Here is a 24,183-nt window from a genome sequence, read left to right as displayed (position 1 = left end):
CGTCTATGTGTGCTTTTGTCGACATGCGGTCATTCGGTGCGCAGGCTCTCCGGGCGGATCGCGTGGCGCAGGGCGGGCAGCGTGCACGACGACACCGCCAGCACCACGAACGCAGCCAGCCCGACCGTGGTGGCCAGTTCGGCCCAGTCGACCTGGAAGCGCTCGGCCGGCACCACCAGCCACGCCGTGCCCAGCCCGACCGGCACGGCCAACCCGATGCCCAGCGCGATCGGGATGACCGACTGCCACAGCGCCGCCGCCGCGAGCACCCGGCGCGGCACGCCGTTCGCGGTCAGCACGGCGGTGTGCCGGCGGCGTTCCCAGACCTGGTCGACGGCCGCCGCCGCGAGCCCCACCACCGCCAGCAGGACCAGCAGCACCGAGCCGCCGAGCACGCCGCCGCGCAGCGACGTGAACAGTTCCACCTGGAGATCGTGGTACGCCGAGGTCAGCTCCACACCCCGGTCGACGCGGCCGGTCGCGGCCAGCAGGCGGTCGGCGAACGCCTGGTCCGGGCTGCCGACCACGACCAGTTCGGACGGCGGCGCGGAGGCGAGCGCCGGGTCCGCCCCGCTCGCCACGAACAGCCCGTGCGCGAGGCCCGGCACCACCCTGGTCTCCGGCACGGTCCACGGGTGCCCGTCGATCGTCACCTGCGTGCCGACCGCGGGCACGTCGCGCCCCTCGGCCGTCCGGTACGCCGTGCCCGGCGCGCAGTCGGTGACCTTGAGGCGTTCGGCGAGTTCGACGCAGTCCGTGGCCAGCACGACCATCGACACCGGGGACGCCTGCGCGTAGGTCCGCACCTCGCTGACCCGCCGCACCCCGCCGATCAGCGCGATCGCCTCCTCCAGCGAGCGGACCGGGGTGTGCGCGGACACGTCCAGCACCCAGCGGTCCGCCGCGGCGTCCAGCGCGGACTCGGCGGTGAACCGCTCCGCGACGCCGAGCAGGACCTGCAACGCCAACGACCCGGTCAGCACCACGACCACCCCGGCCAGCACGCGCGGGATGCCGGCGTCGGACCGCAGCCCGCGCACCGCGAGCATCGGCGCGACCCCCTCCGGCCGCGCCCCCGCCGCGACCCGGCCCACCAGCCACGGCAGCACCGCGCCGGTACCGGCCAGCACCAGCGCGACGCCCAGGCCGAGCACGATCGCCGACGTCGAGTCCGCCATGGCCGCGCGGAACCCGCCCGCCACCGAGATCGCCACCAGCACCGCCACGCCGACCGCGACCAGCGCGAACCGCCACCACACCCGGCGCACCGGGACGTCGCCCGCCGTGGCGAGCGTCTTGACCAGACCGAGCGGGCCGACGTCGACCGTGCGCAGCGCGACCAGCGCCGCCACCACGGCGACCACCGGCACGCCGAGCCCGATCAGCGCGCCGAGCAGCGGATCGGGCAGCAGGTCGGTGGGGAAGAACCCGACGCCCTCGACCTCGATGAACCGGGCCAGCGGGCGGGCCGCGAAGAACAGCGCGACCCCGACGAACAGCCCGAGCACCGCGCCGGTCAGGATCTCGCCGCTGGCGATCCAGCGGATCTGCGCGCGACTCGCGCCGACCAGGCGGATCGCGGCCAGCCGGCGGTCCCGTCCGGTCGCGCCCAGCCGGGTGGCGACCAGGACGAAGATGCCCAGCGGCACCAGCAGCGCGCCGATCGCGGTGACCATCAGCAGCCGGTAGAGCGGTGGCAGCGTCGACTCCGGGCCGGTGACGCCGAAGCCCGTGACCGGTGCCGCGTCGGCGACCAGCGCGTCGGGCAGGCCCGAGTAGAACAGCAGGGACTTCGGGCGCGGCAGGCCCGCGTCGGCGATGACGCCGATCACCCGTTCCGGGAAGCGGGCGCGCACCGAGTCGTCGGTCTGGATGAGGTAGAGCAGTTCCGGCGACACCACGACCTCGCCCGGCGCGGGCAGCCGGCCGACGCCCGGCGGCGCGGGCCGGTCGGTGCCGGTGGCGGCCAGTTCCACGCCGAGGATGCGGCGGCCCTGCCAGGAGACGGTCACCTGGCGGGCGTGCAGCGGCACGGTGCCGCGCTCGGCCTCTGGCCGCCCGCCGGCGGACGGGGCCGCGTCCTTGCGGTAGTCGAGCGCGGCGGCCTGGACCCGTTCGGACTTGGCTTCCCGGGCCGGGCCGATCGACGCGGCCAGGAGCAGCACCAGAACGCCGAGGCCCACACCGGCCGCCGTCAGCGCCAGCCTGGCCCACGAGGTCCGGCCGCCCCCGACGGCCAGCCGGACCCCGAGGACCAGGTCCGCCGCCCGCTTCCGGTTCACCGGCACACGTCCGGCGTCCGGCGGGTCTGGGACGAGGGGGATTGGGGGATCACGTAGATGAAGACGGTTCAGGTGCCTGCCTGGTGGCCATGGCGGTGAAATCGGCTGCGGGAGGGGTTCGGGTCACGGGTGGCTCCGAGGAGGTGCGCCGCCGCCCGAAGGGACCGGACGGCGGCGCGTGGGGTGGGGCTACTCGGAACGCAGGCCCAGGGCCCCGGTCGCCCGCCGCATCGACGGCAGGGTCAACGCGGTCACGATGACCACCAGCAGCAGCGATGTGGCGCTGAGGATCGCGACGCCCGCCCAGTCGATGACGATCGGCTGTTCGACGATGCGCAGGAGCAGCACGCCCAGCCCGCAGCCGATGGCCACCGCCACCACCAGGGCCAGCACCAGCGGCACCGCGTTCTGCCACAGCAGCGACCGGCTCAGGGCGCCGCGCGGGACGCCGCTCGCGGCCAGCACCGCCAGCGGCCGGCGGCGCTCCCGCACCTGTTCCAGCGCCAGGATCAGCAGGCTGGCCCCGGCCAGCAGGAGCGTGATCAGCGACCCCGCCAGCAGGCCCTGCCGGATGCTCTGGAACTCCTGGATCCGCTTGCTCACGTCGACCTGGCCGAAGTAGTACGTGTAGGCGCGCCAGGTCAGCGGGGCGATGGCGTTGCCCACCTGCTCGATCATGTCGGGTTCGGACTGGTCGACGGAGACCATGATGGACCCGTGGCTGTACTCGAAGGCGAGCCCGTGCAGCGCTCCCGGGGTCACCAGCAGGCCCTGGTTGGTGAACTGGCGCTGCTGCTCGGGCGGCTGCACCACCCGGTACTCCGGGATTGTCCACTGTGGACCGGCGACCCGGGTTTCGCCGTAGCCTTTGGTGAGGGTGACGGTCGTGCCCGGCTTGAGCTTGGCCTGCTCGTGCGCGCTGCCCTCCATCGTGGGGGCGACGTAGAACGCGTCGCCGTCGCGGCAGTCGCCCAGCTCCGTCTGGGTCCGCAACGCCTCGCACGTGCCCACGGTCGCGCTGGAGTACTCGTCCTTCCCGGCGAACTCGATCTGGATCCCCAGCAGCGTCTGCACCCGGCCCGGGTCGACGGCTCGGCCGAGCAGGCCCACGGCCTGCTCGATGCCGTCCTCGGACCAGTCGGCCAGCTGCACCACCATGCGGCTGCGGTCGCCGGTGTCGATCGGGCGGTCCACGATCTTGGCCTCCGCGCTGGCCAGCACGGACTGGACGGCGATGGCACCGGCCAGCACCACGGACACGCCGCCGACCACGCGGGCCGCCGTGCCGCTGTCCATCTGGAGCCGGCGGATCGCGAGCTGCCACGACGGCGCGCCGCCGTGCACCCGGCCCACCACGCGCTCCACCACCCACGGCAGCAGCAGCGGGATGCTGAGCAGCAGCAGCAGGATGCCGCCCACCACGACCGGCTCGGACGCTTGGTGCTCGGCACCGGCCAGCAGCCCGGACTGGCTCCACAGGGCCGCCGTGCCGGCGAACACCGGCAGCGTCCGCCACCACATCACCCGGCGCACCGGCTTGGCTCGGCGCACCACGCCCAGCGGCTCGATCACCGTGCGGCGCATGGAGATCAGCGACGTCAGCACGGCCAGCACCGGCACCATGACCACGATCAGCACGGTCAGCGGCAGCGTCGGCGTGAGGTCGCTGACGAACACGCTGATGCCCAGCAGGCTGATCCGCTCCACGAACTGGCGGACCAGCAGGAACAGCGCCCCGCCGACCACCAGCCCGGTCACCGCGCCGAGCAGCGCCTCGCCCGCCGCGATCCGGCGCACCCGTTGCGCGCCCGCGCCGACCAGCCGCAGCGCGGCCAGCCGCCGGTCGCGCTCCGACCCGGCCAGCCGGGTGCTGATGCCCACGAACACCAGCACCGGGAACAGCAGCGCCACCACGCCGACCATGATCAGCAGCGACAGCACCGGGTCGAGGTTGCGTTCTTCGAGCGCGCCGCCGTAGGCGACGACGGCCTTGCGGTCCTCGCGCGGCACGGTCGCGTCCCCGGCGACGAAGGCGAGGTCGTCCGGCGAGTTGAGGCCCTGCTGGGTGATCACCTCGACCCGGTGCTGCGGGAAGCGCTCCCGCAGCAGCTCGCCCTCCGGGGAGTCGAGCAGCCGGGCCAGGGCGGGCGAGACCGCGATCTCGCCGTCGCCGGGCACCTTCGACAGGCCCGGCGGGACGGGCGCGGCCGGACCGCTCGGGAGGACGAAGTCGCCGCTGATCGACTCGCCGCGGTAGTTGGACATCCAGTCGCTCACGTAGAGCACGTCGGACGTGGGCTTGGTGTCCCGCGCCAACTCCACGCCCTTGCCGGCGGCGGTGCGCTCGGCGCGGGCGGCCAGCATGGTCGGCACGGACGACGCGGCCAGCAGCACCGCGACCCCGAACCCGATGCCCAGCCCGGTCAGGGCCAGCCGGACCCACGAGGTCCGGCCCCCGCCCAGGGCCAGCCGGATGCCCAGGGCGAGGTCGCTCAGCCACCGCGTCATCGGACCCGCTCCACGAGCCGGGCCGGCACCGACGGGAGGGCCTGCGCAGCACGGCGCAGCGGTGCGACGCGCGGGAGCCGGGAACCGGCGGGTGCCGGGTGCCGGCGGAGGGCGGCGGGGTGCGCGCTCCCGAAGGTTCGGCTGGTGGGCGCGGACGCTGCGCCGGACGCCCGGCGCGGCACCCGGCCGCCGGCGGCTTCAAGCCCCGGGCCGGCGGGTGCGGACGTGCCGGCGCTCGCGGCGAGTCCTGCGGACGGTGGGGAGTGGTGCGCGCGCCCGGCGGCGGAGCGGGGGGTGGACGGGGTCGGGTGGTTCATCGGACCGGCTCCACCTCGCGGGAACGGCCGTCGCGGACGACCACCTCGCGGTCGGAGTAGGCGGCCACCCGGGCCTCGTGGGTGACCAGGACGACGGCCGCGTCGGTCTCCTTGGCTGCGGTGGTGAGCAGCTGCATCACGCGCTCGCCGTTCAACGAGTCCAGCGCGCCGGTCGGCTCGTCGGCGAACACCACGCGCGGGTTCGTCACCAGGGCTCGGGCCACCGCGACCCGCTGGCCCTGGCCGCCGGAGGTCTCACCGGGACGCTTGTCACCCACGTCGGCCACCTCCAGCCGCTCCAGCCACTCCCGGGCGCGCGACTCCGCCTCGCGGCGCTTGAGGCCGCCCAGCCGCAGCGGCAGGGCGACGTTCTCCAGGCAGCTCAGCTCCGGCACCAGCTGGCCGAACTGGAACACGAAGCCGAACTCGGTGCGGCGCAGCTCGCTGCGCTCGCCGTCGCCCAGGGAACTCAGCTCGACGTCGCGGTAGCGGACCACGCCCGAATCCGGCGTGAGGATGCCCGCCAGGCAGTGCAGCAGGGTGGACTTGCCCGAGCCGGATGGCCCCATCACGGCGACCACCTCGCCCGCGTGCACGCGCAGACCGGCGCCGTCCAGCGCCGGGGTCGGGCCGAACGCCTTGCGCAGGTCGATCGCTTCCAGCAGGGCGTTCACGGCCGCACCCCCACGAGCTGCGCGGACAGCTGGCCGAGCCGGGCCGCGGTGAGTTCCAGCCAGCGCAGGTCGGCCTCCAGGTGGAACAGGGCGTGGTCGCAGATCAGCTGGTCGGCCAAGTCGCCGGACGCCTTGCGCCTGGTCAGCTCGCGCATGGTCGCCAGGTGGGCGGCGCGCTGCACGTCGAGCACGTCGTCCGCGCTGCGGCCGGACAGCAGGGCCAGCACGACCTTCGTGTAGAGCGTGTTCTGGAGGTAGGGCTCCGGCTTCTCGGCGGTGCCCAGCCAGTGCTCGACGTCGGTCACCCCCGCGTCGGTGATCGCGTACCGCTTGCGCTCCGGGCCGTCACCGGATTCGACGCCGGCCTCGGCCACCAGGCCGTTGCGCAGGAGCCGGGACAGCGTTGTGTAGACCTGCCCGTAGTGCAGCGGCCGGTCCTGGCCGAAGCGCTCGTCGTAAGCCTTCTTGAGGTCGTAGCCGTGCCGTGGGCCCTTTTCCAAGAGGCCGAGCAGGGTGTGTCCGATCGACATGGGACCGACTATACACACGAGGTATACACGGGGTGCATAGCCCGATCGGCGGTCAGCCGAACGGGCAGTGGGGCTAACCGGTGAAAATGATTTGACGGTTACTTCGCCACATCGTCACCCGCCGACGCCTACAGTGGTGGGGTGACTGGTCTGGCGGCCGGCTGGGACCACGCGACTTTTGCGCAGGGTCGAGCCGGCGATGCGGAACACGATGTGGAGCTGCTGCTCGCTTTCCTGAACACCCGAGATCTCGAACTCGGCACCGATGTGCTGGACCACACCGCCGCGTGGCGGGCGTGGGTGACCGAGCGCGGTCTGGGTGATGTCGGCGACCTGGCCGAGGTCCGCGCCGTCCGCACGTCGTTGCGGGCATCGCTGGGCGAACGGCACGACGGTCCCGACCCGACCCCCGCCGCGGGCCTGATCCGCGTCGACCTCAGCCACGGCGTGCCCACCATGTCCAGCGAGGACGCGCTGGGTGCGGTGCTGGGCGCGGCGGCGCGGCTGGCCGTGCTGGGCTCGTGGGAGCGGTTCAAGATCTGCCAGGCGGACGGCTGCCTGTGGGCCTTCTTCGACCGGTCCCGCAACCGGTCGCGGACGTGGTGCTCGATGCAGGTCTGCGGGAACCGCGAGAAGGCGCGCAACTTCCGGGAACGACGGGCGCTCAGCGTGTCCTAGCACCCCGGACGCCCGCGCCGGGGCTCACACCACGAGCTGCCCGACGGTGTAGATCACCAGGCCCGCCAGGGCCCCCACCACCGTGCCGTTGATCCGGATGAACTGGAGATCGCGCCCCACCTGGAGTTCGATCTTGCGGGACGTCTCCTCGGCGTCCCACCGCTCGACGGTGTCGGTGATGAGCGTGGTGATCTCGTCGCGGTAGTTGCCCACGACGTGCCCGGCCGCGTCTTCGAGCCACCCGTCGACCTTGGCGCGCATCGCGTCGTCGGCGACCAGCCGGCCGCCGAACGACACGAGCCCCTCGCGGATGCGTTTGCGCAGCTCGGACGACGGGTCCTCGGCGGCGGTGAGCAGCATGCCCTTCGCCGTGCCCCAGGCCGACCCGATCAGCCGCTGCACGTCGGGGTGGTCCACGACCTGCTGCTTGACCGCTTCGGCCCGCTGCATGGTGGCCGGGTCGGTCTGGAGGTCCTTGGAGAACTCGATCAGGAACTGGTCCAGCGCCTGCCGCATGGGGTGGTCGACGTCGGTCTTCACCGCCCACGCGAAGTTCAGCAGCTCGTTGTAGACCTTGTCGCCGAGCATCGAGTCCACGAACTTCGGCGACCACACCGGGGAGCGCTCGGTGACCAGGCCGGTGATCTTGTCGTAGTTGTCCCGCACCCAGTCGTAGGCGCGGTCGCACATCAGGTCCACCAGCTTGTGGTGCGCGCCGTCGGTGAGCACCTGCGACAGCAGCCGGCCCAGCGGCGGGCCCCACGGCTGGTCGGTCAGCCGGCGCACCACGGCCTGCTCGACGATCGCCTGCACGTCCTCGTCGCGGAGCACCTTGATCGCGCCCTTGACCACGTTGGACAGCTCGCCGGTCACCCGGTCGGCGTGCTCGGGCTGCTCCAGCCACGCGCCGACCCGCTGCGCCACGCCGACCCGCCGCAGCTTGTCCCGCACCACGTCCTCGGACAGGAAGTTCGTGCCGACGAACGACCCGAGCGCGTCGCCGAAGGTGTTCTTCCTGGTCGGGATGATCGCGGTGTGCGGGATCGGCAGTCCCAGCGGCCGGCGGAACAGCGCGGTCACCGCGAACCAGTCGGCCAGCGCGCCGACCATGCCCGCCTCGGCGGCGGCGCGCACGTACCCGATCCACGCCGGGCCGTCCGCCTCGAACAGCAGCGCCACCAGGAAGATCGCGGTCGCGGCCAGGAAGAAGCCGGTGGCGACGAGCTTCATCCGGCGCAGGTCTCGGCGCTTGAGCTGGTCAGCGGCGGTCAGTTGCTCCACGACGCCATTGTCCGTGAAGATTCGACGTTGTGCGGGTACCAGCGCTAGTCACCAGGATGCGGCCGTTCACCTCGACGATCTTCGCGGAGATGACCGCGTTGGCCACGCGCACCGGGGCGGTGAACCTCGGCCAGGGCTTCCCGGACACCGACGGGCCCGCCGGGATGCTCGCGGTCGCCAAGGAGTCCATCGACGGCGGGCTCAACCAGTACCCGCCCGGCCCCGGGATGCCGGTGCTGCGGCAGGCGATCGCGGAGCACCGCGCCCGGTTCGGCACGCACTACGACCCGGACACCGAGATCCTGGTCACAGTCGGTGCCACGGAGGCCATCGCGGCGAGCCTGCTCGCGCTGGTCGAACCGGGTGACGAGGTCGTGCTGATCGAGCCCTACTACGACTCCTACGCGGCGTCGGTGGCGCTGGCGGGCGCGACCCGCAAGACCGTCGGCCTGGTCGAGGAGCCCGGCACCGGGCGGCTCGGCTTGGACGTCGGGGCGCTGCGCGCCGCGATCGGCCCGAAGACCCGGGCGCTGCTGCTGAACTCGCCGCACAACCCCACCGGGACCGTGCTCGACCGCGCCGAGCTGGCCGAGGTCGCCCGGCTGTGCGTCGAGCACGACCTGATCGCGATCACCGACGAGGTCTACGAGCACCTGGTGTTCGACGACCTCGACCACGTCCCGCTGGCCACCCTGCCCGGCATGGCCGAGCGGACCGTGACGATCTCCGGCGCGGGCAAGACGTTCAACTGCACCGGCTGGAAGATCGGCTGGGCGTGCGGGCCCGCCGAGCTGGTCGCCGCGGTGCGCGCGGCCAAGCAGTTCCTCACGTTCGTGGGCGGCGCGCCGTTCCAGCCCGCCGTGGCGCACGCCCTGCGGCACGAGCTGGAGTGGGTCGAGGGGCTGCGCACGTCGTTGCAGGACAAGCGCTCCCGGCTGGCCGCCGGGCTCACCGACGCCGGGTTCGCGGTGCGGCCCAGCGAGGGCACCTACTTCATCACCGCCGACGTGCGCCCGCTCGGCTTCACCGACGGCGCGCAGCTGTGCCGGGAGCTGCCGGAGCGGATCGGCGTCGCGGGCGTGCCGGTGCAGGTGTTCACCGACCACCCCGAGCAGTGGCAGCACCTCGTGCGGTTCGCGTTCTGCAAGAAGGACGAGGTGCTGGACGAGGCGATCGGCCGGCTGCGCAAGCTAGGCGCCTGACCGCACCGGGACGGGCGCGCCCGCCAGCCGCTCCTGCACCAGGGCGTGCCGGAACTGGTAGGACGCGCCCGACAGGCGCAGCACGCCGAGCTTGCGGGCGTCCTCCAGGAACACGGTCAGCTCCCACGGCAGCTTGCCGCGCGCGGCCAGCCAGATCCGCGCCACGGTGAACCACCACCAGCGCAGGTGCAGCACCGACAGCGTGAACCCGAGCATCAGCCCGCACGCCAGACCCAGCCCGACCATGCCGGTCTGGTTGGGGCCGAACACCAGCCCCGCCGCCGCGCCGAACACCACGGCGAGCACCAGCGACCCGGTCCACACCGCGATCCGGTCGCGCGCCATCGTCCACTTGGGGCTGGTCGGGTGGCTCAGCTCGGCGCTGCTGCCCAGCGCGAACCGCAGCGCCACGGCCACCGCCAGGCCGAGCCCGACGACCAGGCCGGCGGACAGCCCGTACAGCGCGCCGAACACCAGGCCGACCGCCATCCCGAGCACCCCGCTGACCAGCACCAGGCTCCGCCAGACGCCCAGCCTCGGCTTCGGCGCGTGCTCCCGGGAGGCGACCAGCGCGGCCACCGCGACCGCCAGCCCGGCGGCCAGACCGGTCGCGGGCGCGAGTCTCGGCGTGCTCGCGTAGGCCATCAGCCAGCCCACGCCCAGCCCGCCGATCGTGCCCAGGACGAGTGCGCCGAGCACCGCCAGCCACCGCCTGCCGACCGAGCGGCGCAGCTCCCACCAGGCCAGGTCGGTGATGCCCCGGGTGCGCATCTCGCCCGCCAGGAACGCCAGCCAGCGCCGGGCCCGGTCGCGCGGCCACACCTGGGTGGCGCGCGCCTGGCGGGCCACCCCGCGGTCGCCGAACGCGCCGTCCACGAGCTGGTCCACCAGGTGGTCCTCGATCGACCGGCGGTCCGGGAAGCGGTTGCGGTCCAACAGCTCGCTGGGTTCGCCGTAGCCGTAGACCACGCCCGCCAGCCACACCGCGAGCGGCGTGGCCAGGGCGTCGGCCAGCCGGCCGTCCGGCTCGTCGCGCAGGTGCAGGAAGATCGGCTCCCAGCGGGCGGCGGTCACCGGGTCGGCGTGGGCGCGCAGGTAGCCCGCGATCTCCTCGTGGTCCAACGGGTGCAGGTGCGCGACGTCCGCGCCCGCGATCGGCACGCCCGCGTCCGCGAACTCGGCCGACCGGCTGGTGAGCACCAGGGGCGAGGACGCCGGGAACGCGCGGTTGATCCGGTCCAGCGCGTCCGCGCGCTTGCGCTCGGCGATCCGCTCCAGGCCGTCGAGGATCGGGAACACCCGCCGCTGCTCGATCAGCAGGTCGCCCGCGTAGCTGCCGTACAGCTCGGTGTTGCGCAGGGCCGGGTGCTCCTCGTAGAGCCGGCGGGTCATCCAGGTGCGGACGTCCTCGGTGTCGGGGTCCCAGCTGGACAGCGACAGCAGCACCGGCACCGGGCCGCCGCTGTGCCGGTCCAGCAGGCCGATGGTGAGCAGCATGGCGATGGTGCTCTTGCCCGCGCCCGCCTCGCCGAGCAGCACCATGCGCGGGTGGCGCTCGAACGCGCCCACCACGGCGTCGCTGCGGCCGGGGCGTCCGCTGTCGGAACTCCAGTGCAGGTCCAGGATGTCGTCGGCGAGCCCTCGGGCGCGGCACTCCTCGGTCCACTGCGCGTGCAGCGACGTGGCGAGCGCGCCCACCGCCGCGTCGAGGTTGGCGTCGGTCGCCAGACCGGCCGCGCGCCTGCGGTGCAGCCACGGGTCGACGGTGGCGAGGAACGCCAGGAAGCCGACCGCGAGACCGGACAGCCACAGGTCGGGCTCGATGCCGTAGTCGGTGACGAACAACCCGGCCGCCGCGAGCAGGGCGGCCACGACACAGCCGACGAGCACGGCGCGCTGACGAAATCGGGACACCTGGGCATAATGGCCCACCGATCACACCAGGTGGTGACGCGGTCACCCTCGTGTCGTGCGTACCCTCGGGTATGTGATCTGCCCCAAGTGCCAGGACCTCATGCGCACCATCACGCGCGGAGCCGTCCACATCGAGCAGTGCGACAACTGCAAAGGCGTGTTCCTGGACGGCGGCGAACTGGAACAGATCGTGGCGGCCGAGCGTGATCACTACGCCCAGGCCCCGCCGTACGCCGGCACCCCGCAGCCCTCGCCGGAAGGCGCGCCGCCGCCCTACCCCGGCACGTCGGCGGGCGCGCCGCCGCCCTACTCCGGCGCACCGCAGCCCGCGCCGGCCGGGTCGCCGCCCCCGTACCAGCCGCCGCCCGGCACCCAGCCGCCCGCCGTGCACGGCTACCCGCAGGCGTACCCGCCCGGTTACTACGGCCAGGGCCACTACGGCCACCCGCGCCGGCGCAGCTTCCTGGAGGAGCTGCTCGACTAGGCCGCGTGCGGCCGGGGTTCAGATCGGCCAGGTCAGGTCGGTGCCGTCGAGGGCGAAGTACTGGTCGTCGGCGGTCGCGGTGAAGGTGAAGCGCTGCCGCCGGGGACGTCCCAGGGCGCGCCACCGGTGGTAGGCCGCTTCGGCCTCGCGCCACAGGTCGCGCGGGCCGCCCTCGTCCACCACCGCGCCGCTGTGCCGCGCCCACGAGCCGTCCGGGTGGACCAGGCGCACCGGGTCCAGGCCGACCGCCACGTCCGGCAGCGCCAGGCCGGCGAAGAACTCGAAGCCGGACGCCGGGTCGACCACGGTCCGCGCGGTCAGCGAGGTGGTGCGCGTGGTCCCCTCGGCGTGCAGCGCGCGGTGCAGGGCCTCGTCCGCCCACTCCTGCCGGTGCGCGCGCAGCGGCATGAACCGGCCGTCCTCCAGCAGCACCCGCCCGGACGCGACGCCGTCGCGCACCTCCAGCCGGACCAGGCCCGCGCCCAGCGCCCGGTTGAACGTGGTGACGATCAGCCCGCCGTCCTCGACCTGCGCCGGCCACGCGGGCGGGATCCGGGACACCGCGCACGTGCCGAGGATCCGCGAGTAGGGGGCCCGCGCCGGGTAGCCCAGCTCGCCGTCGCCCACCACGCAGAACGGCCGCAGGCCCGCTTCCGCGAGCCGGGCCACCGCGCGGGCGTGCACCTCGGGGTCGACGTCGATCGAGGTGACCGCGTCGTCGCCGAGCACGTGCGCGAGCAGCGCGGCGTTGTACCCGGTGCCGGTGCCGATCTCCAGCACGGTGCCCCGGGCGTCCAGCGCCTCCAGCATGATCGCCATGATCGTGGGCATGCTCGACGAACTGGTCGGCACGCCCTCCGCGGCACCCTCGTCGAGTGCTTGCCGCCACGCCTGGTCGGAGCCGTCGAGCTGGGTCACGCAGACCTGGTTGCGGTAGACCAGGGACAGGAACCGCGGGTGGTCCGAGGTCACCGGGACCCAGCCGTCCGGGGTCGCCACGAAGAACCGCGACACGAACAGGTGCCTCGGCACCTCGCGAAACGCCGCCGCCCACCGGTCGTCGCCGAGCACGCCGGCGGTGACCAGCGAGTCGACCAGCTCCTCGCGCAGGTTGGCGGCCAGGTCCACCAGCCCACCGTAGCCCTGTGGGCGAGCACACGTCCGGATTGCTAGCAGAGCGCTTGCAGGAGCTAGCACCTCGGCGTACCGTCGAAAACGGATCGAGGAGGTGCCGGAAAGTGGTGGACGTACCGGACAAGAAGTCGATCGACCGGGCCGTCGCCGATCTCGGCCGCGACATCGGGGAGTACATCCGCGAGCAGCGCAACACCGCCAAGATCTCGCTGCGCCAGCTGTCGAAGCTGGCCGGGGTGTCCAACCCGTACCTGAGCCAGATCGAGCGCGGGCTGCGCAAGCCCAGCGCGGAGATCCTCCAGCAGATCGCCAAGGGGCTGCGGATCTCGGCGGAGGCGCTCTACGTCGAGGCCGGGATCCTGGAGCAGCGCGAAGGCGGCGCGCTGGCCGACGCCATCGTCACCGCACCCGACCTGACCGAGCGGCAGAAACAGGTGCTGCTCGACGTCTACGAGTCCTTCCGGCGGGAGAACACCGCCGGCCGACCTCAAGCACCGCAACCCGAGCCCGAGGAGTGAACTCCATGTCGAACCTGCCCACCACCGAGGAGCTGCGCAAGGCGGGCGAGCAGGTCGTCGCCGCCGCCCGCACGCCGCTGCTGGCCGCCCTGGGCGCCGGCGACCTGGCCGCGAAGGCCGTGATCGAGGCGCTGAACAAGACCAAGGAGCGCGCGGAGGCCGCGAGGACCGCCGCCGAGTCCGCCGACCTCAAGGACCTGCGCGACCGGTTCGAGCCGGCCGAGCTGCGCAAGATCGTGGACGCCTACACCCAGTCCGCGCTCAACCTCTACCAGTACCTCGCCGAGCACGGCCAGGAGGCGCTGGACCGGTTGAAGAGCCAGCCGCAGGTGCAGAAGGCGCTCAGCGAGGTCGAGGCGGCCGTGGAGACCGCGCAGAAGCGCACCGAGGCCGCCGCGTCCGACGCCCGCGACCTCGCCGACGACGTGCTCGGCAAGGTGACCCGCCGGACCCGTTCGGTGGGCGAGAAGGCCGCCCGCGAGGTGGACGAGGCCAGCGGGAAGCTCGCCGACGCGGTGGCCGAGGCCGGCGACGAGGTCGCGCACGAGGTGCGCAGCACCACCCGCAAGGCGGCCAACCGCACCGCGTCCGCGCGCAGCACCACCGCGCCCAGGACGACGGCCGCGCGCAAGCCCGCCGCCACCCCGAAGAAGGCCGGTGACACGGCCGAGTGAGCGCACCGTCACGGGGCGTCCTGTCCGGGACGTCCCGTTTCGGCTGTACCCCGTGCGCGCTGCGGACGTAGTCTGGGGATGTGTTCTCACCGTTTCCGGCCTTGGACCTGATCTACCTCGACGCGTGGATCATGATCGTGGCGAACTACGCCGGGCTGATCGTCGGTGTGTTCGCGTTCGTGCACGCGCTCACCCAGCGGGCCGACGCCTACACCGCGGCCGAGCGGCTCACCAAGCCCGCCTGGCTGGGCATCACCGGCGGCGGCACGTTCGCGCTGCTGCTGTTCAGCCTCAACAGCGCGGGTGCGATGTTCTGGCTGGCCGGCCTGGTCGCGGTGCTGGTGTACCTGGTCGACGTGCGGCCCCGCCTGATCGAGGTCCAGCGCGGCCCGCGGTGGTGACCTACCGGAGCCACGGCTCCGGCGCACCGGTCACCCTGGTCGGCCACGGCCTGGGCGCGACGCCCGGCGAGGCCCGGCTGCCCGCCTCCGGGCTGCCCGGCACGAAGGTCGTGGTCACCCTCCCGTCGCACGGCGACGCCCCGGACGCGCCGGCCGGGTACTGGAACTACCGGCGGATCGCCGCCGACCTGCGCCTGGTCGCCCGCGAGGTGGGCGCGACGCGGGCGATCGGCGTCTCGCTCACGGCCGGCGCGCTGATCTCGCTGCTGGCCGACGACCCGGACGCGTTCGAGCGGGTCGCGCTGCTGCTGCCCGCCGTGCTGGACGAACCCCGCAGCCTGCTCGCCCGCGAGTACGCGATCAACGTCGTCGGCGGCCCGCCCGAGTACCTGGAGGAGCGCCGGCGGGCGTTCGCCCGGCTGGACGGGGCGCTGGCCGAACTGCCCGGCCAGGTGGCCGTGCCGGACCGCGCGCTGCTGGCCGCCGTGAAGATCCCGGTGCTGGTCGTCGGCGCGACCCGGGACCCGCTGCACCCGCAGGCGATCGCCGAGCGGACCGCCGCCGCGTTCCCGGACGGCCGGCTCGAACTGGTGCCCTCCTGGTTGACCCGTCGGAGTGACGTGCGCGGGTGGTTGGGCGATTTCCTCGGCGGGTAGCCGAAGGCCATGGCCGAACCGAAGAAGATCGCATTCCTGGTCGACACGGAGGGGATCGAGCAGGTCGAGCTGACCGACCCCTGGCAGCACGTCGAGAAGGCCGGCGCGGTGCCCCGGCTGCTCGCGCCGAAGCTGGGCGAGGTCCAGGGGTTCAACCACCTGACGCCGGCCGACACGTTCCCCGTCGACGTGCCCTTCGCGCACGCCGACCCGACCGACTACGACGGCCTGGTCGTGCCCGGCGGGGTCGCCAACGCCGACTTCCTCCGGCTGGACCGCGACGCCGTGGCGCTGGTCAAGGCGCACGTCGCGGCCGGCAAGCCGATCGCGTCGATCTGCCACGGCCCGTGGCTGCTGGTCGAGGCGGACGTCCTGCGCGGCAAGTCGCTGACCTCGTTCCCGAGCCTGGCCACCGACGTCCGCAACGCCGGCGGGCAGTGGGACGACCGCGAGGTGCAGGTCTGCCACGCGAACGGCTGGACGCTCGTGACCAGCCGCAACCCCGACGACCTGCCCGCGTTCGACCGCGAGTTGCTCAAGGCGTTCGGGTTGTAGACCACGGGGAGGTGCACCTCCCCGCAGCGCCTTACAGCCGGGCGTTCGCGTAGGCCGCGATCGCGTCGCGGACCCACTCGGCGAGACCCTCGGCGTGGGCGTCGAACTGCACCTTGAAGTCCGGCGCGTCGACGTAGAGCTGCCCCAGGCCGGTGTAGGACTCCCTGTTCGGGGTCCAGCTCAGGCAGATCCACCGGTAGTGCCGGTCGGTCACGGCCAGCGCCGTCGGCGCGTCGGGCGCGGTGCCCGCGTCGAACAGGTCGGCGTACGCCTCGGCGACGGCCGTCCACTCCGCCTTGAACGAGTCCGCGTCGGACCGGGTCCAACCGCTCATCCGGCGCTTGCTGTCGTCGACGTGCTCTTGGACGCCCGCGCCGTACCGCTCGACCAGGTCCGCTTCGTAGCGGGCTTGGCGGTCGGCGTCGAAGCCGTCGAAGAGTTCTTCCATCTTCATCTCGTGCTCACCCCCTTCCAGTTCCTCGATCGTCTTGGCGACGGTGTCGGCCAGCCGGGACAGCCGGTCCCGCTCGGCGTGCAGCCACCGCTGGTGGTTGCGCAGCACGTCCACCGCGCGGTGGCGGCCGTCGAGCACCTCGGACACCGTGTCCAGGTCGAGCCCGAGATCCCGCAGCAGCAGGATCCGCTGGAGCCGCAGCAGCTGCTCGCGCTCGTAGTAGCGGTAGCCGTTGCCGCCGATCCACGCGGGCGGCAGCAGGCCGATCGAGTCGTAGTGCCGCAACGTCCGCGAAGTCACCTTCGACATCCGCGCCACCTGCGCGATCGACCAGGCCACGACCCGTCACCTCCCCTGCGCCCACCACGGTAGAGGTTGACGTAACGTCAACGTCAAGGCGAGCCGGCAGGATGGTCGGGGTGTGGACCATCGCCGGAAAGCTGACCCCCGCGCCCGTGCTCGACCACCTCGACCTGGTGGCGGGCCCGGTGGCCGCCGCGCTGCGCGCGCTGCCCGACGGGAACCGCCTCGCGGTCTCCGAGATCGACGCGACCTTGGCGGACACCGCCGAGTTCTGCGCCCACTACGGCTCGCCGCTGGACGCCTCCGCGAACTGCGTGATCGTCGCGGGCAAGCGCGGCGACACGATCCGCTACGCGGCGTGCGTCGTGCTGGCGACCACCCGCGCCGACGTCAACGGCGTCGTGCGCCGCCGGCTCGACGCCCGGCGCGCGTCGTTCGCGCCGATGGACGACGCCGTGTCGCTGACCGGCATGGAGTACGGCGGCATCACGCCGGTCGGGCTGCCCGCCGACTGGCCCGTGCTGCTCTCGCCCGAGGTCGCCGCCGCGCCGGAACTCGTGATCGGCAGCGGCATCCGGGGCAGCAAGCTGCTGGTGCCCGGCGAGGTGCTGGCCAAGCTGCCCGGGGCCGAGGTGGTCGAGGGGCTCGCCCGGCCGGCGTGAGTCAGAGCTGCGCGGCGTACTCGCCGAGGAACGCGACGGCTTCGGCCACGTCGTCGGTGACCAGGATCCAGCGCTCGGCCTCCCGGCCGCGCGCCAACTGCCGCACCAGCGGCGCGGCGGGCACCTCGGTGACCCAGAAGTCCTTGCCCAGGAACACCATCGGCGCGGCCGGGCCGACCGAGGCGTAGTGGTTCTGGGTGTAGTCCTGGAAAACCTCCTGGACGGTGCCCGCGCTGCCCGGCGTGTAGACGATCCCGCCGGTCGCGACGGTCAGCAGGCCCTCCTCGCGGACCGAGTTCGCGAAGTACTTGGCGTGCACCTCGCACGCCGGGTTGGGCGGCTCGTGCCCGTAGAACCAGGTCGGGATGCCGATCGTGCGCGGCCGGTCGAACGCCGGCAGGTCGGCCGGGAACGCCGCGAGCCACCGGCCGATCGACTCGGCGTCGCCGCCGAACTTCGGCACCCTGGCCAGGTCCCGCAGCACGGCCGCGTCCTCGCCGACCCGCACGCCCAGCGGCACGGCCTCCATCGCGCCCGGCCCGCCGCCGGTCAGCACGGTGAACCCGGCCGCGCCGAGCGCCGCGCCCAGCGCCACCGCGCGCCGGTAGCCGGCGGTGTCGCGGCCCAGCGCGTGCCCGCCCATGACGGCGACCGGCGAACCGGTCAGCACCTCGTCCAGGGCTTCGGTGACGGCGTGGTCGTGCAGGCGTTCGGCCAGCGCGTGCAACGGGTCGGGGTGGTGGCCCTGGCGCTTGCTGTGCCGGTAGATCCGGGCGTCCGGGGTGTCCGCGTAGGTCTGCGGCCGGGCCGGGTCGAACCCGGCGAACAGCTCGGCCGGGGTGTAGAGCGCGGACCGGTACACCCGGTACGGCACCTCGGGGATGTTCGGGAACACCAGCGCGCCGGCCGCGTCCGCGCGGCGCTGGCCCGAGGGCGACAGCACGCACCCCAGGAACAGCGCGCCGTCCAGCGGCACCCGCAGGTCCACCCCGCTCAGGTCGAGCCCGATGAGCACCGCGCCGCGCAGGTCGCCGGCCGCGTGGACCTGGTCCAGGTCCCTGATCTCCGTACGCACCGGCGCAGCCTACGTCCGCGGGACGCCGCGCAGACGGCCTTTCGCGCGACTGCGAAACGTGCTCGCGACGCCGTTCGCCCGGCGGTCACCGGTACTTCACCGCGCACGTGTCGGGCGAACCGGACAGGAAGCCGTCGCGGAACGCCTCCACCCGCGCGAAAACCGGACGGCACGGCCCCGCCCCGGGCGTCGGACGCGATCAGGCTGCCCGGCGAGAGCAGCTCCACGACCGCTTCGTCCAGGTCGCCCGGCGACAGCCGCAGCGCGGCGGCGTCCACCAGCCCGGCCGCCCACCGCCCGGTCAGGCACGCGGTCCGCTGGGCCGCCGCCGCCCCGGTGGTCGGCAGCCCCGCCGCGTCCTGCGCGCCCAGCGCGTACCGGGACGCGACCGCGCCGAACGCCGCGAAGTCGCCGAGCCTGCTCAGCGCCACCAGCCCCGGCAGGTCCACGCCCACCGCGGCCGGGCAGTACGCGGCCGGCGACGTGGCGCGGCACGTGGTGTCGAACCTGAGGTCCAGGCCCGGGAACGCGGCGGTCAGGCTGTCCCGCAGGCCGTCCAGCGCGCCGGGCGCGTCCACCGGGAGGTTGCCCCGGCCCAGGCCGACGTCCACGTCGGACGGTCCGAACGCGCGCTGGGTGCCGCGCCGCAGAACCTCCTCCTCGGAGATCGCCGCGCACCGCCGGGCGTCCTCGGCGAACCCGAACTGGAACGCGCTGACCCGGTCGAACGCGGTGCCGTGCGCGCCGTCCGCGTCGAACGTGGTGCCGGCCGAGTCGCGGATCGCGAACAGGGTCGCCAGGACCTGGTTCAGGCCCGGACCGGTGGACACCGCGAACCTCTTCGAGCCGCCCTCGGCGACGTGGCGGAAGTAGTTGCCCGCGTAGCAGTCCGCCTGCTGCTCCTTGACGATCGTCGGGGTGTCGCGGCCGACGCCCAGCCGGAACTGGACGGCGTGCCCGATCTCGTGGGCCAGGACCGCGACGGCCGAGATCTCGTCCAGCGACGGCAGCAGTTCGCCGCGATCCCACGCCACCAGGTCGTCCGAGCAGTAGAACGCGTTCACCAGGCCGCGGACGTCCGTGCCGCACAACGGGAAGCTGTCCGTGCGCGAGTCGTAGGACACCAGCCGCCGCACGCCCGTGAACTCCCGGCCGAACCGCTGCGGGAACTCCACCCGCCAGAACTCCGAGACGTCGGCCACGGCGCTCGCCGCGACCAGGTCGACCCGTCCGCCGTCGGTGTTCTCCACGGCCCGGCCGGCCGCCGGGGCGTCCGCCCGCAGACCCGAGTCGCCGGTGGTGATCGCCAGGCCCGCCACCCGGTCCGGGTCCGGCGCGGACACGTCGACGGCCGTGCCGGGCACGCTCGTCGCGCACCCGGCCAGCAGGAGGGCGGTGACCGCCAGGACGACCCTCATCAGCCGAAGAACACGGACTTGGGGCCGGTGGGGAAACCGAGCGCGGTCAGGTCCGCCACGTCGTCGGCCACGACCTTCGAGGTGCCCTTGCAGTTCGGCTCGGACCAGAGCTTGAGCGAGCCGTCGACGGTCAGCGACCGGAAGTCGCCGTCGGTGTTGCGGCAGCCCGGGCCGGCCAGCCCCCGGGCGAAGTTGTTGCCGCTGGTGTCGTCGAAGTTCTTGCCGGTGAACAAGGTCACCGAGGTCGCGGGCTTCGCGCCCGGCCGGCTCTGGGTGGGCTGGGTCGGCTGGGGTTGGGTGGGCTGGGGTTGGGTGGGCTGCGGGTTGCCGGCCTTCCGGCCGTCCGGGGTGACGCCGAACCACGTGCCGCCGACGCCCTGGCCGAGCGTGTCGCCGGGCTTGGTGTCCTTGCTGAACTGGTAGACCGGCCAGCCCTTGATCGTCACCTGCGACTGCCCGTCGTCCCGCTTCACCACGCCGACGTCGGACTTGCGCACGCCCGCCACGAACACCTTGCCGCCCTTGGCGACGGTGACCGGCGGCCAGGTCTTGGCGCAGTCGCCGTTGCAGGTGGCCTTGGAGGGGTTCGCGGTGTCCGGGTCGAAGCGGTAGAGCGTCATGCCCGCGCCGTTCACCACGACCGGGTCCAGGGCGCCCGCCGCGGTGGCGCGCAACTGCACCCACTTGTTCTTCACGTCCGGCGCGGCGTTCTTCGGCGCCAGGTCGCCGGCCTGCTCGTCGGCCTTGTTGGACCGGGCGGTGCCGGCCAGCAGGGACAGTTCGCCGGGCGCGCCGGCGTCGACGCCCGCCTGCTGCTCCTGCTCCTGCTGCTGCGGCGCGGGCTGGGCCGAGCCTGCGGTCCCGCAGGCGGACAACGCGACGACGCCGACCGCCATCAGGGCGGCAAGGGGCACGACATGCTTGCGCAGCATGGGAATTCTCCATTGGGTGGGATTGGTTGCGCCGGTCTTCCCGACCGGCCGACACCCATCACACGTACCGCTCCCGCGAGCGGTTCAACGAAGTTCCCGCGCGTCTCGTTTCGCCTGCGGGGCCTAGAAGATGACGGTCTGGTTGCCGTGCACCAGGACCCGGTCCTCCAGGTGCCAGCGCAGGCCGCGCGCCAGCACGACCTTCTCGATGTCCCGGCCCTTGCGGACCATGTCCGGGATCGAGTCGGTGTGGTCCACCCGGATCACGTCCTGCTCGACGATCGGGCCCTGGTCCAGCTCGGCGGTCACGTAGTGGCAGGTCGCGCCGACCAGCTTCACGCCCCGGCCGTGCGCCTGGTGGTACGGCCGCGCCCCGATGAACGAGGGCAGGAAGCTGTGGTGGATGTTCAGCGCCCGCCCGGACCACGCCGCGCACAGCTCGGTCGGCAGGATCTGCATGAACCGGGCCAGCACCACGGCGTGCGGCTGGTGGACGTCCACCAGCTGCCGCAGCTGCGCGAAGGCCGCCTGCTTGCCCTCCGGGTCGTTGGCCGGGAACGGCACGTGGTGGAACGGGATGCCGTGCGCCCGGGTGATCCCCGCCAGGTCGGTGTGGTTGCCGATCACCGCCGACACCTCGACGTCCAGCTCGTGCGCCGCGACCCGGCCCAGCAGGTCGTAGAGGCAGTGGCCCTCCTTGGACACCAGCAGCACCACCCGCCGCCGCTCGCCGGTGTCGGTGACCCGCCAGTTGGTGTGCACGCCCAGGTCCCGCGCCACCCGGCCGAACCGCTCGCGCAGCTCCTCGACGCCGAACGGCAGCGAGTCCGCCCGCACCTCCTGGCGGGTGAAGAACCAGTTGGTCGCCGGGTCGGTGTGGTAGGCCGCCTCCACGATCCAGCCGCCGTGCTCGGCCAGGAACGAGGAGATGCCGGCCACGATGCCGGTCCGGTCCGGGCACCCGAAGGTGATCACGTAGCGTCGTTCAGGCTGGGGCACGGTCCGAAGTATCTACGGTCGCGGCAGCGAGTCGAGCAGCGACCTGTCCCCGGACGCGATCGCGCCGCTGGGCCGGCCCCAGGCCACCCGGTACAGCGCGTCCGCCGTGCCCGCGACGGTGGCGTCCTGGTCGGTCGCCGAGCCGGGCGCGGGACCGGTGACCGGCGTCTCACCGGGCGTGAGCCGCAGCTCCCAGGTGCGGCCCGCGTCGGCGGCGTGCCAGAGCACCCGGCCGGACCGCTCGATCGGGCGGCTCCGGGTGGCGCGCGGCAGCAGGTAGGTGAGGAACTCGTCCACGCCGTCGGCCGCGAACTCCGTGTCGAACAGCAGCGGCGCGACCTGCCCGCCGTGCCGGGCGTGCTCGGCGTCCAGGCGGTGCACGGCCATCTCGTGCGCCTGCCGGCGGGCCCAGAACCCGGTGGTGCGGGGCCCGATGAACGTCCACGCGGGCGCGTCCGGGCCGGCGTCGGCCAGCAGCCGGTTCATCGCCGCGAACCGCTCGTCCCACCAGTCGAGCAGCTCGTCCCAGCCGTCCGGACGGGTCTCGGCGTGCGGGCGCGCGCCGTCCGGCGGGGTGGTCAGCGCGGCCAGCGCCCACGAGTTCACGCCGGCCAGGTGGTGGACCAGTTTGCGCACGTCCCAGCCGGGGCACGTGGGCACGGGGGCCTCCGGTCCGGCGGCGAGCGCGGCGGTGCGCAGCGCGCGGTACTGGAGGTGGGCCTGGTCGAGGAAGTCCTGGTGTTCCACGTGACCGAGCCTAAGGACGCGGCCGAGTGCGGTCCACGCGCCCCGAACGCGTGGACCGCACCCTGTGGAGGGGCCGGGGGGAGCCGGCCGTGGTCAGCGGGGGGCGACGCCCAGCGCGTCGGCGACCCCGATCGTGGTGGAGCTGGACTGGCGGACGGTGCCCTCCGGCAGATCCGCGTCGACCGCCAGGACCTCGCGCCGCCCGATGTAGGAGCCGGTCGCCGGGTCGATGATGATCTCGCGGAACTCGTCGGCGACCCGCACGCCGAGCGCGGTGCCGACCTCGCCGTCCAGGTTGGCCCGCTGGTCGGTGACCCGGAGGCCGGGCACGTGCGCCAGCGCCCGGTACAGGTTGGCGCGGACGGCGGCCGGGACGCGACCGCTGGACAGCGCTTCGCGGACCGCGGTCAGGACGCCGGCGTCGGTGCCCCACTTGGCGGCGTAGTCCCCCGTGTCCCGGACCAGCCGCTCGTAGAGCGCCTTCGGGTCGGTCGGCAGCTCCGCCAGGAACTCGGCCGACGGGTTGTCCCAGCCGATCCGGGTGCAGCGGTCGGGCTGGCCCGCGGCCATGTAGGCGAACGCGCCGCAGCGCGCGCGGTACTCGCTGGGGGAGGGCCGGGGGTTGCCCGGCGGCGTGCCCACCCCCTCCTTGCCGGGGAACCAGGTGGTCGTCGCGTCGTCGGCCTGCCGCTCCAGCCAGTCCTGGGTCGGGTCGGTCGGGATCCACAGCTCGTCGACCAGGCCGCTGGTGGTGGCGGTCGAGCCGTCGTCGATCAAGGTCACGCCGACGTAGCGGCTGCGCACGTAGCGGTACTGGCCGGGGCCTATGGGCTGGTCGACCACGGAGGCCGCCAGGTCGGCCGCGTGGTTCAGCTCGGCCGCTGCGGCGGCGGACGAGGTGTCCCCGACGCCCTGCCACAACAGCCCGGTCGCGGTCAGCACGGCCACGGCCGCCGCCGCGGCCAGCACGCGGCGCGGCTTCCAGGACGTCCGGCGACCGGTCGGGGGCCGCTTGAGGTCGGCGGCCAGCCGGAGCCGGCCCTGGTCGAGCTGGTCGGCGGTCGGCGCCGGCTCGTCGGCGACGGCGCGGTCCAGCGCGCCGTCGAGCAGGTGGTCCAGGGTGTTCTCACGCATCGTCTTCCCCCGATTCGATGAGGTGGTCGGCCAGGCGGGTGCGCAGCCGGGCGCGGGCCCGGTGCAGGCGGGTGCGGACGGTGGTGGCCGAGACGTCCAGCGCGACCGCGATCTCGGTGGGCGTCAGGTCGGCCCACGCGGTGAGCAGCAGCACGTCGCGCTCCTCGCGGCGCAGGTCGGCCAGCCAGCGGGTGAGCGGGCCGGCCAGGGCGTCCGCGTCGGCCACCCCGCTCGCCCGCTCGCCGACGTCCGCCACGTCGGTGCGCGCGGCGTGCTCCCGGCTCCACGCCCGCAGCTTCCGGTCCTCCGAGCGCACGTGCCGGCGCAGCAGGTTCGTGGCGACCCCGTAGAGCCAGGCGCGCAGCGTGTCCTGCTCGACCACCTGGCCCGCCCGCTGCTCCCACAACGCCAGGAACGCCTCGGACACCACGTCCTGCGCGGTGTCCGCCCCCACCCGCCGAGCCACGTACCGGTGCAACCGCGCCGCTGTCGACTCGTAGAGCGTCAACAGCGACCCCTCGTCCAGTGCCACCCGGACCGGTGGCATCGTCGGCGCCATCGGCGCTACGTCGCTTCGCACACCGGTACCTGCCCCCAGCCCCCCGCCGGCGTTCCCGATGTGTGGCCACGGGCACATCGTGCGCCCGGTCG

At 73.7% G+C, this 24,183-nt stretch carries 24 protein-coding genes; 9 read left to right on the top strand and 15 right to left on the bottom strand.

What is annotated here, in order from left to right; genetic code table 11:
* Window positions 1-29: 29 nt before the first annotated feature.
* The 4 genes from AC0HI0_RS32660 to AC0HI0_RS32645 form a co-directional block, all read right to left on the bottom strand.
* Window positions 30-2,282 carry an FtsX-like permease family protein gene (locus tag AC0HI0_RS32660; RefSeq protein ID WP_480927321.1) on the bottom strand — a complete coding sequence of 751 codons (2,253 nt, stop codon included), beginning with the start codon at window positions 2,280-2,282 and terminating at the stop codon, window positions 30-32.
* A 189-nt stretch (window positions 2,283-2,471) separates the two neighbouring features.
* A complete protein-coding gene (locus AC0HI0_RS32655) occupies window positions 2,472-4,790 on the bottom strand; it encodes an FtsX-like permease family protein (RefSeq protein WP_480927320.1) in 2,319 nt (772 codons plus the stop codon).
* Window positions 4,791-5,103: 313 nt separating this feature from the next.
* Window positions 5,104-5,781 carry an ABC transporter ATP-binding protein gene (locus AC0HI0_RS32650; RefSeq protein ID WP_480927319.1) on the bottom strand — a complete coding sequence of 226 codons (678 nt, stop codon included), beginning with the start codon at window positions 5,779-5,781 and terminating at the stop codon, window positions 5,104-5,106.
* Window positions 5,778-6,311, bottom strand: a complete 534-nt coding sequence (locus tag AC0HI0_RS32645; protein ID WP_480927318.1) for a PadR family transcriptional regulator — start codon at window positions 6,309-6,311, stop codon at window positions 5,778-5,780. The genes AC0HI0_RS32650 and AC0HI0_RS32645 overlap by 4 nt, the downstream gene beginning before the upstream one ends.
* A gap of 213 nt (window positions 6,312-6,524) precedes the next feature.
* Here AC0HI0_RS32645 and AC0HI0_RS32640 point away from each other — a divergent pair, with 213 nt between their 5' ends.
* Entirely contained in the window at window positions 6,525-6,989 is a 465-nt protein-coding gene (locus AC0HI0_RS32640; protein WP_480927317.1) for a CGNR zinc finger domain-containing protein, read from the top strand.
* A 24-nt stretch (window positions 6,990-7,013) separates the two neighbouring features.
* Here the strand turns inward: AC0HI0_RS32640 and AC0HI0_RS32635 are convergent, their stop codons facing one another.
* Window positions 7,014-8,219: a DUF445 domain-containing protein gene (locus tag AC0HI0_RS32635; protein ID WP_480934443.1), complete on the bottom strand. Its 1,206-nt coding sequence runs from the start codon at window positions 8,217-8,219 to the stop codon at window positions 7,014-7,016.
* An 80-nt stretch (window positions 8,220-8,299) separates the two neighbouring features.
* On the opposite strand from AC0HI0_RS32635, the gene AC0HI0_RS32630 reads away from it, so the two are divergent.
* Window positions 8,300-9,472 (top strand): pyridoxal phosphate-dependent aminotransferase, encoded by a 1,173-nt coding sequence (locus AC0HI0_RS32630; RefSeq protein ID WP_480927316.1) that lies wholly within the window; start codon window positions 8,300-8,302, stop codon window positions 9,470-9,472.
* Here the strand turns inward: AC0HI0_RS32630 and AC0HI0_RS32625 are convergent.
* Entirely contained in the window at window positions 9,461-11,386 is a 1,926-nt protein-coding gene (locus AC0HI0_RS32625; protein WP_480927315.1) for an NACHT domain-containing protein, read from the bottom strand. The genes AC0HI0_RS32630 and AC0HI0_RS32625 overlap by 12 nt on opposite strands.
* Before the next feature lie 73 nt (window positions 11,387-11,459).
* On the opposite strand from AC0HI0_RS32625, the gene AC0HI0_RS32620 reads away from it, so the two are divergent.
* Window positions 11,460-11,870, top strand: a complete 411-nt coding sequence (locus tag AC0HI0_RS32620; RefSeq protein ID WP_480927314.1) for a TFIIB-type zinc ribbon-containing protein — start codon at window positions 11,460-11,462, stop codon at window positions 11,868-11,870.
* An 18-nt stretch (window positions 11,871-11,888) separates the two neighbouring features.
* On the opposite strand, the gene AC0HI0_RS32615 is transcribed toward AC0HI0_RS32620, so the two are convergent.
* Window positions 11,889-12,998, bottom strand: coding sequence for a methyltransferase domain-containing protein (locus AC0HI0_RS32615; protein WP_480927313.1), 1,110 nt, complete (start codon window positions 12,996-12,998; stop codon window positions 11,889-11,891).
* A gap of 113 nt (window positions 12,999-13,111) precedes the next feature.
* Here AC0HI0_RS32615 and AC0HI0_RS32610 point away from each other — a divergent pair, with 113 nt between their 5' ends.
* The 5 genes from AC0HI0_RS32610 to AC0HI0_RS32590 all read left to right on the top strand — a co-directional run bounded on the left by AC0HI0_RS32610 (window position 13,112) and on the right by AC0HI0_RS32590 (window position 15,808).
* A complete protein-coding gene (locus AC0HI0_RS32610) occupies window positions 13,112-13,522 on the top strand; it encodes a helix-turn-helix domain-containing protein (RefSeq protein WP_480934442.1) in 411 nt (136 codons plus the stop codon).
* Between the two features lie 5 nt (window positions 13,523-13,527).
* Window positions 13,528-14,196, top strand: coding sequence for a hypothetical protein (locus AC0HI0_RS32605; RefSeq protein ID WP_480927312.1), 669 nt, complete (start codon window positions 13,528-13,530; stop codon window positions 14,194-14,196).
* 107 nt (window positions 14,197-14,303) lie between these two features.
* Entirely contained in the window at window positions 14,304-14,597 is a 294-nt protein-coding gene (locus tag AC0HI0_RS32600) for a DUF2516 family protein (RefSeq protein WP_480934441.1), read from the top strand.
* Window positions 14,591-15,253, top strand: coding sequence for an alpha/beta fold hydrolase (locus AC0HI0_RS32595; RefSeq protein WP_480927311.1), 663 nt, complete (start codon window positions 14,591-14,593; stop codon window positions 15,251-15,253). The genes AC0HI0_RS32600 and AC0HI0_RS32595 overlap by 7 nt, the downstream gene beginning before the upstream one ends.
* A gap of 9 nt (window positions 15,254-15,262) precedes the next feature.
* Window positions 15,263-15,808 (top strand): type 1 glutamine amidotransferase domain-containing protein, encoded by a 546-nt coding sequence (locus tag AC0HI0_RS32590; RefSeq protein WP_480927310.1) that lies wholly within the window; start codon window positions 15,263-15,265, stop codon window positions 15,806-15,808.
* 31 nt (window positions 15,809-15,839) lie between these two features.
* On the opposite strand, the gene AC0HI0_RS32585 is transcribed toward AC0HI0_RS32590, so the two are convergent.
* Complete coding sequence (locus AC0HI0_RS32585) at window positions 15,840-16,601, bottom strand: MerR family transcriptional regulator (protein ID WP_480927309.1); 762 nt, start codon at window positions 16,599-16,601, stop codon at window positions 15,840-15,842.
* Window positions 16,602-16,672: 71 nt separating this feature from the next.
* On the opposite strand from AC0HI0_RS32585, the gene AC0HI0_RS32580 reads away from it, so the two are divergent.
* The gene (locus tag AC0HI0_RS32580; RefSeq protein ID WP_480927308.1) at window positions 16,673-17,227 is read left to right on the top strand and encodes a YbaK/EbsC family protein; all 555 of its coding nucleotides are present in this window, start codon (window positions 16,673-16,675) and stop codon (window positions 17,225-17,227) included.
* 1 nt (window position 17,228) lies between these two features.
* On the opposite strand, the gene AC0HI0_RS32575 is transcribed toward AC0HI0_RS32580, so the two are convergent.
* From AC0HI0_RS32575 to AC0HI0_RS32545, 7 genes are all read right to left on the bottom strand, one after another.
* Entirely contained in the window at window positions 17,229-18,302 is a 1,074-nt protein-coding gene (locus tag AC0HI0_RS32575; protein ID WP_480927307.1) for an LOG family protein, read from the bottom strand.
* The gene (locus AC0HI0_RS32570; RefSeq protein WP_480927306.1) at window positions 18,221-19,720 is read right to left on the bottom strand and encodes a neutral zinc metallopeptidase; all 1,500 of its coding nucleotides are present in this window, start codon (window positions 19,718-19,720) and stop codon (window positions 18,221-18,223) included. Before AC0HI0_RS32570 ends, AC0HI0_RS32575 begins: the two co-directional genes overlap by 82 nt.
* Window positions 19,720-20,652 carry a hypothetical protein gene (locus AC0HI0_RS32565; protein ID WP_480927305.1) on the bottom strand — a complete coding sequence of 311 codons (933 nt, stop codon included), beginning with the start codon at window positions 20,650-20,652 and terminating at the stop codon, window positions 19,720-19,722. The genes AC0HI0_RS32570 and AC0HI0_RS32565 overlap by 1 nt, the downstream gene beginning before the upstream one ends.
* Window positions 20,653-20,775: 123 nt before the next feature.
* Entirely contained in the window at window positions 20,776-21,651 is an 876-nt protein-coding gene (gene purU / locus AC0HI0_RS32560; RefSeq protein WP_480927304.1) for a formyltetrahydrofolate deformylase, read from the bottom strand.
* A 12-nt stretch (window positions 21,652-21,663) separates the two neighbouring features.
* On the bottom strand, window positions 21,664-22,398 hold the full coding sequence (locus tag AC0HI0_RS32555) for a maleylpyruvate isomerase family mycothiol-dependent enzyme (protein ID WP_480927303.1): 735 nt from the start codon (window positions 22,396-22,398) through the stop codon (window positions 21,664-21,666).
* 93 nt (window positions 22,399-22,491) lie between these two features.
* A complete protein-coding gene (locus tag AC0HI0_RS32550) occupies window positions 22,492-23,532 on the bottom strand; it encodes a CU044_5270 family protein (RefSeq protein ID WP_480927302.1) in 1,041 nt (346 codons plus the stop codon).
* A complete protein-coding gene (locus AC0HI0_RS32545) occupies window positions 23,525-24,064 on the bottom strand; it encodes an RNA polymerase sigma factor (protein ID WP_480927301.1) in 540 nt (179 codons plus the stop codon). The genes AC0HI0_RS32550 and AC0HI0_RS32545 overlap by 8 nt, the downstream gene beginning before the upstream one ends.
* Between the last annotated feature and the right edge of the window lie 119 nt (window positions 24,065-24,183).

The organism is Saccharothrix sp. NBAS 001, from assembly GCF_056640475.1.
This window is presented reverse-complemented; position numbering and strand designations above follow the sequence as displayed.

What these genes read in the sequence shown, in the direction of transcription:
- AC0HI0_RS32655 (WP_480927320.1), bottom strand. Translation starts at nt 4,790, where the DNA reads ATGACGCGGTGGCTGAGCGACCTCGCCCTGGGCATCCGGCTGGCCCTG.
- AC0HI0_RS32645 (WP_480927318.1), bottom strand. Translation starts at nt 6,311, where the DNA reads ATGTCGATCGGACACACCCTGCTCGGCCTCTTGGAAAAGGGCCCACGG.
- AC0HI0_RS32635 (WP_480934443.1), bottom strand. Translation starts at nt 8,219, where the DNA reads ATGAAGCTCGTCGCCACCGGCTTCTTCCTGGCCGCGACCGCGATCTTC.
- AC0HI0_RS32605 (WP_480927312.1), top strand. Translation starts at nt 13,528, where the DNA reads ATGTCGAACCTGCCCACCACCGAGGAGCTGCGCAAGGCGGGCGAGCAG.
- AC0HI0_RS32590 (WP_480927310.1), top strand. Translation starts at nt 15,263, where the DNA reads ATGGCCGAACCGAAGAAGATCGCATTCCTGGTCGACACGGAGGGGATC.
- AC0HI0_RS32580 (WP_480927308.1), top strand. Translation starts at nt 16,673, where the DNA reads ATGGTCGGGGTGTGGACCATCGCCGGAAAGCTGACCCCCGCGCCCGTG.
- AC0HI0_RS32570 (WP_480927306.1), bottom strand. Translation starts at nt 19,720, where the DNA reads ATGAGGGTCGTCCTGGCGGTCACCGCCCTCCTGCTGGCCGGGTGCGCG.
- AC0HI0_RS32565 (WP_480927305.1), bottom strand. Translation starts at nt 20,652, where the DNA reads ATGCTGCGCAAGCATGTCGTGCCCCTTGCCGCCCTGATGGCGGTCGGC.
- AC0HI0_RS32550 (WP_480927302.1), bottom strand. Translation starts at nt 23,532, where the DNA reads ATGCGTGAGAACACCCTGGACCACCTGCTCGACGGCGCGCTGGACCGC.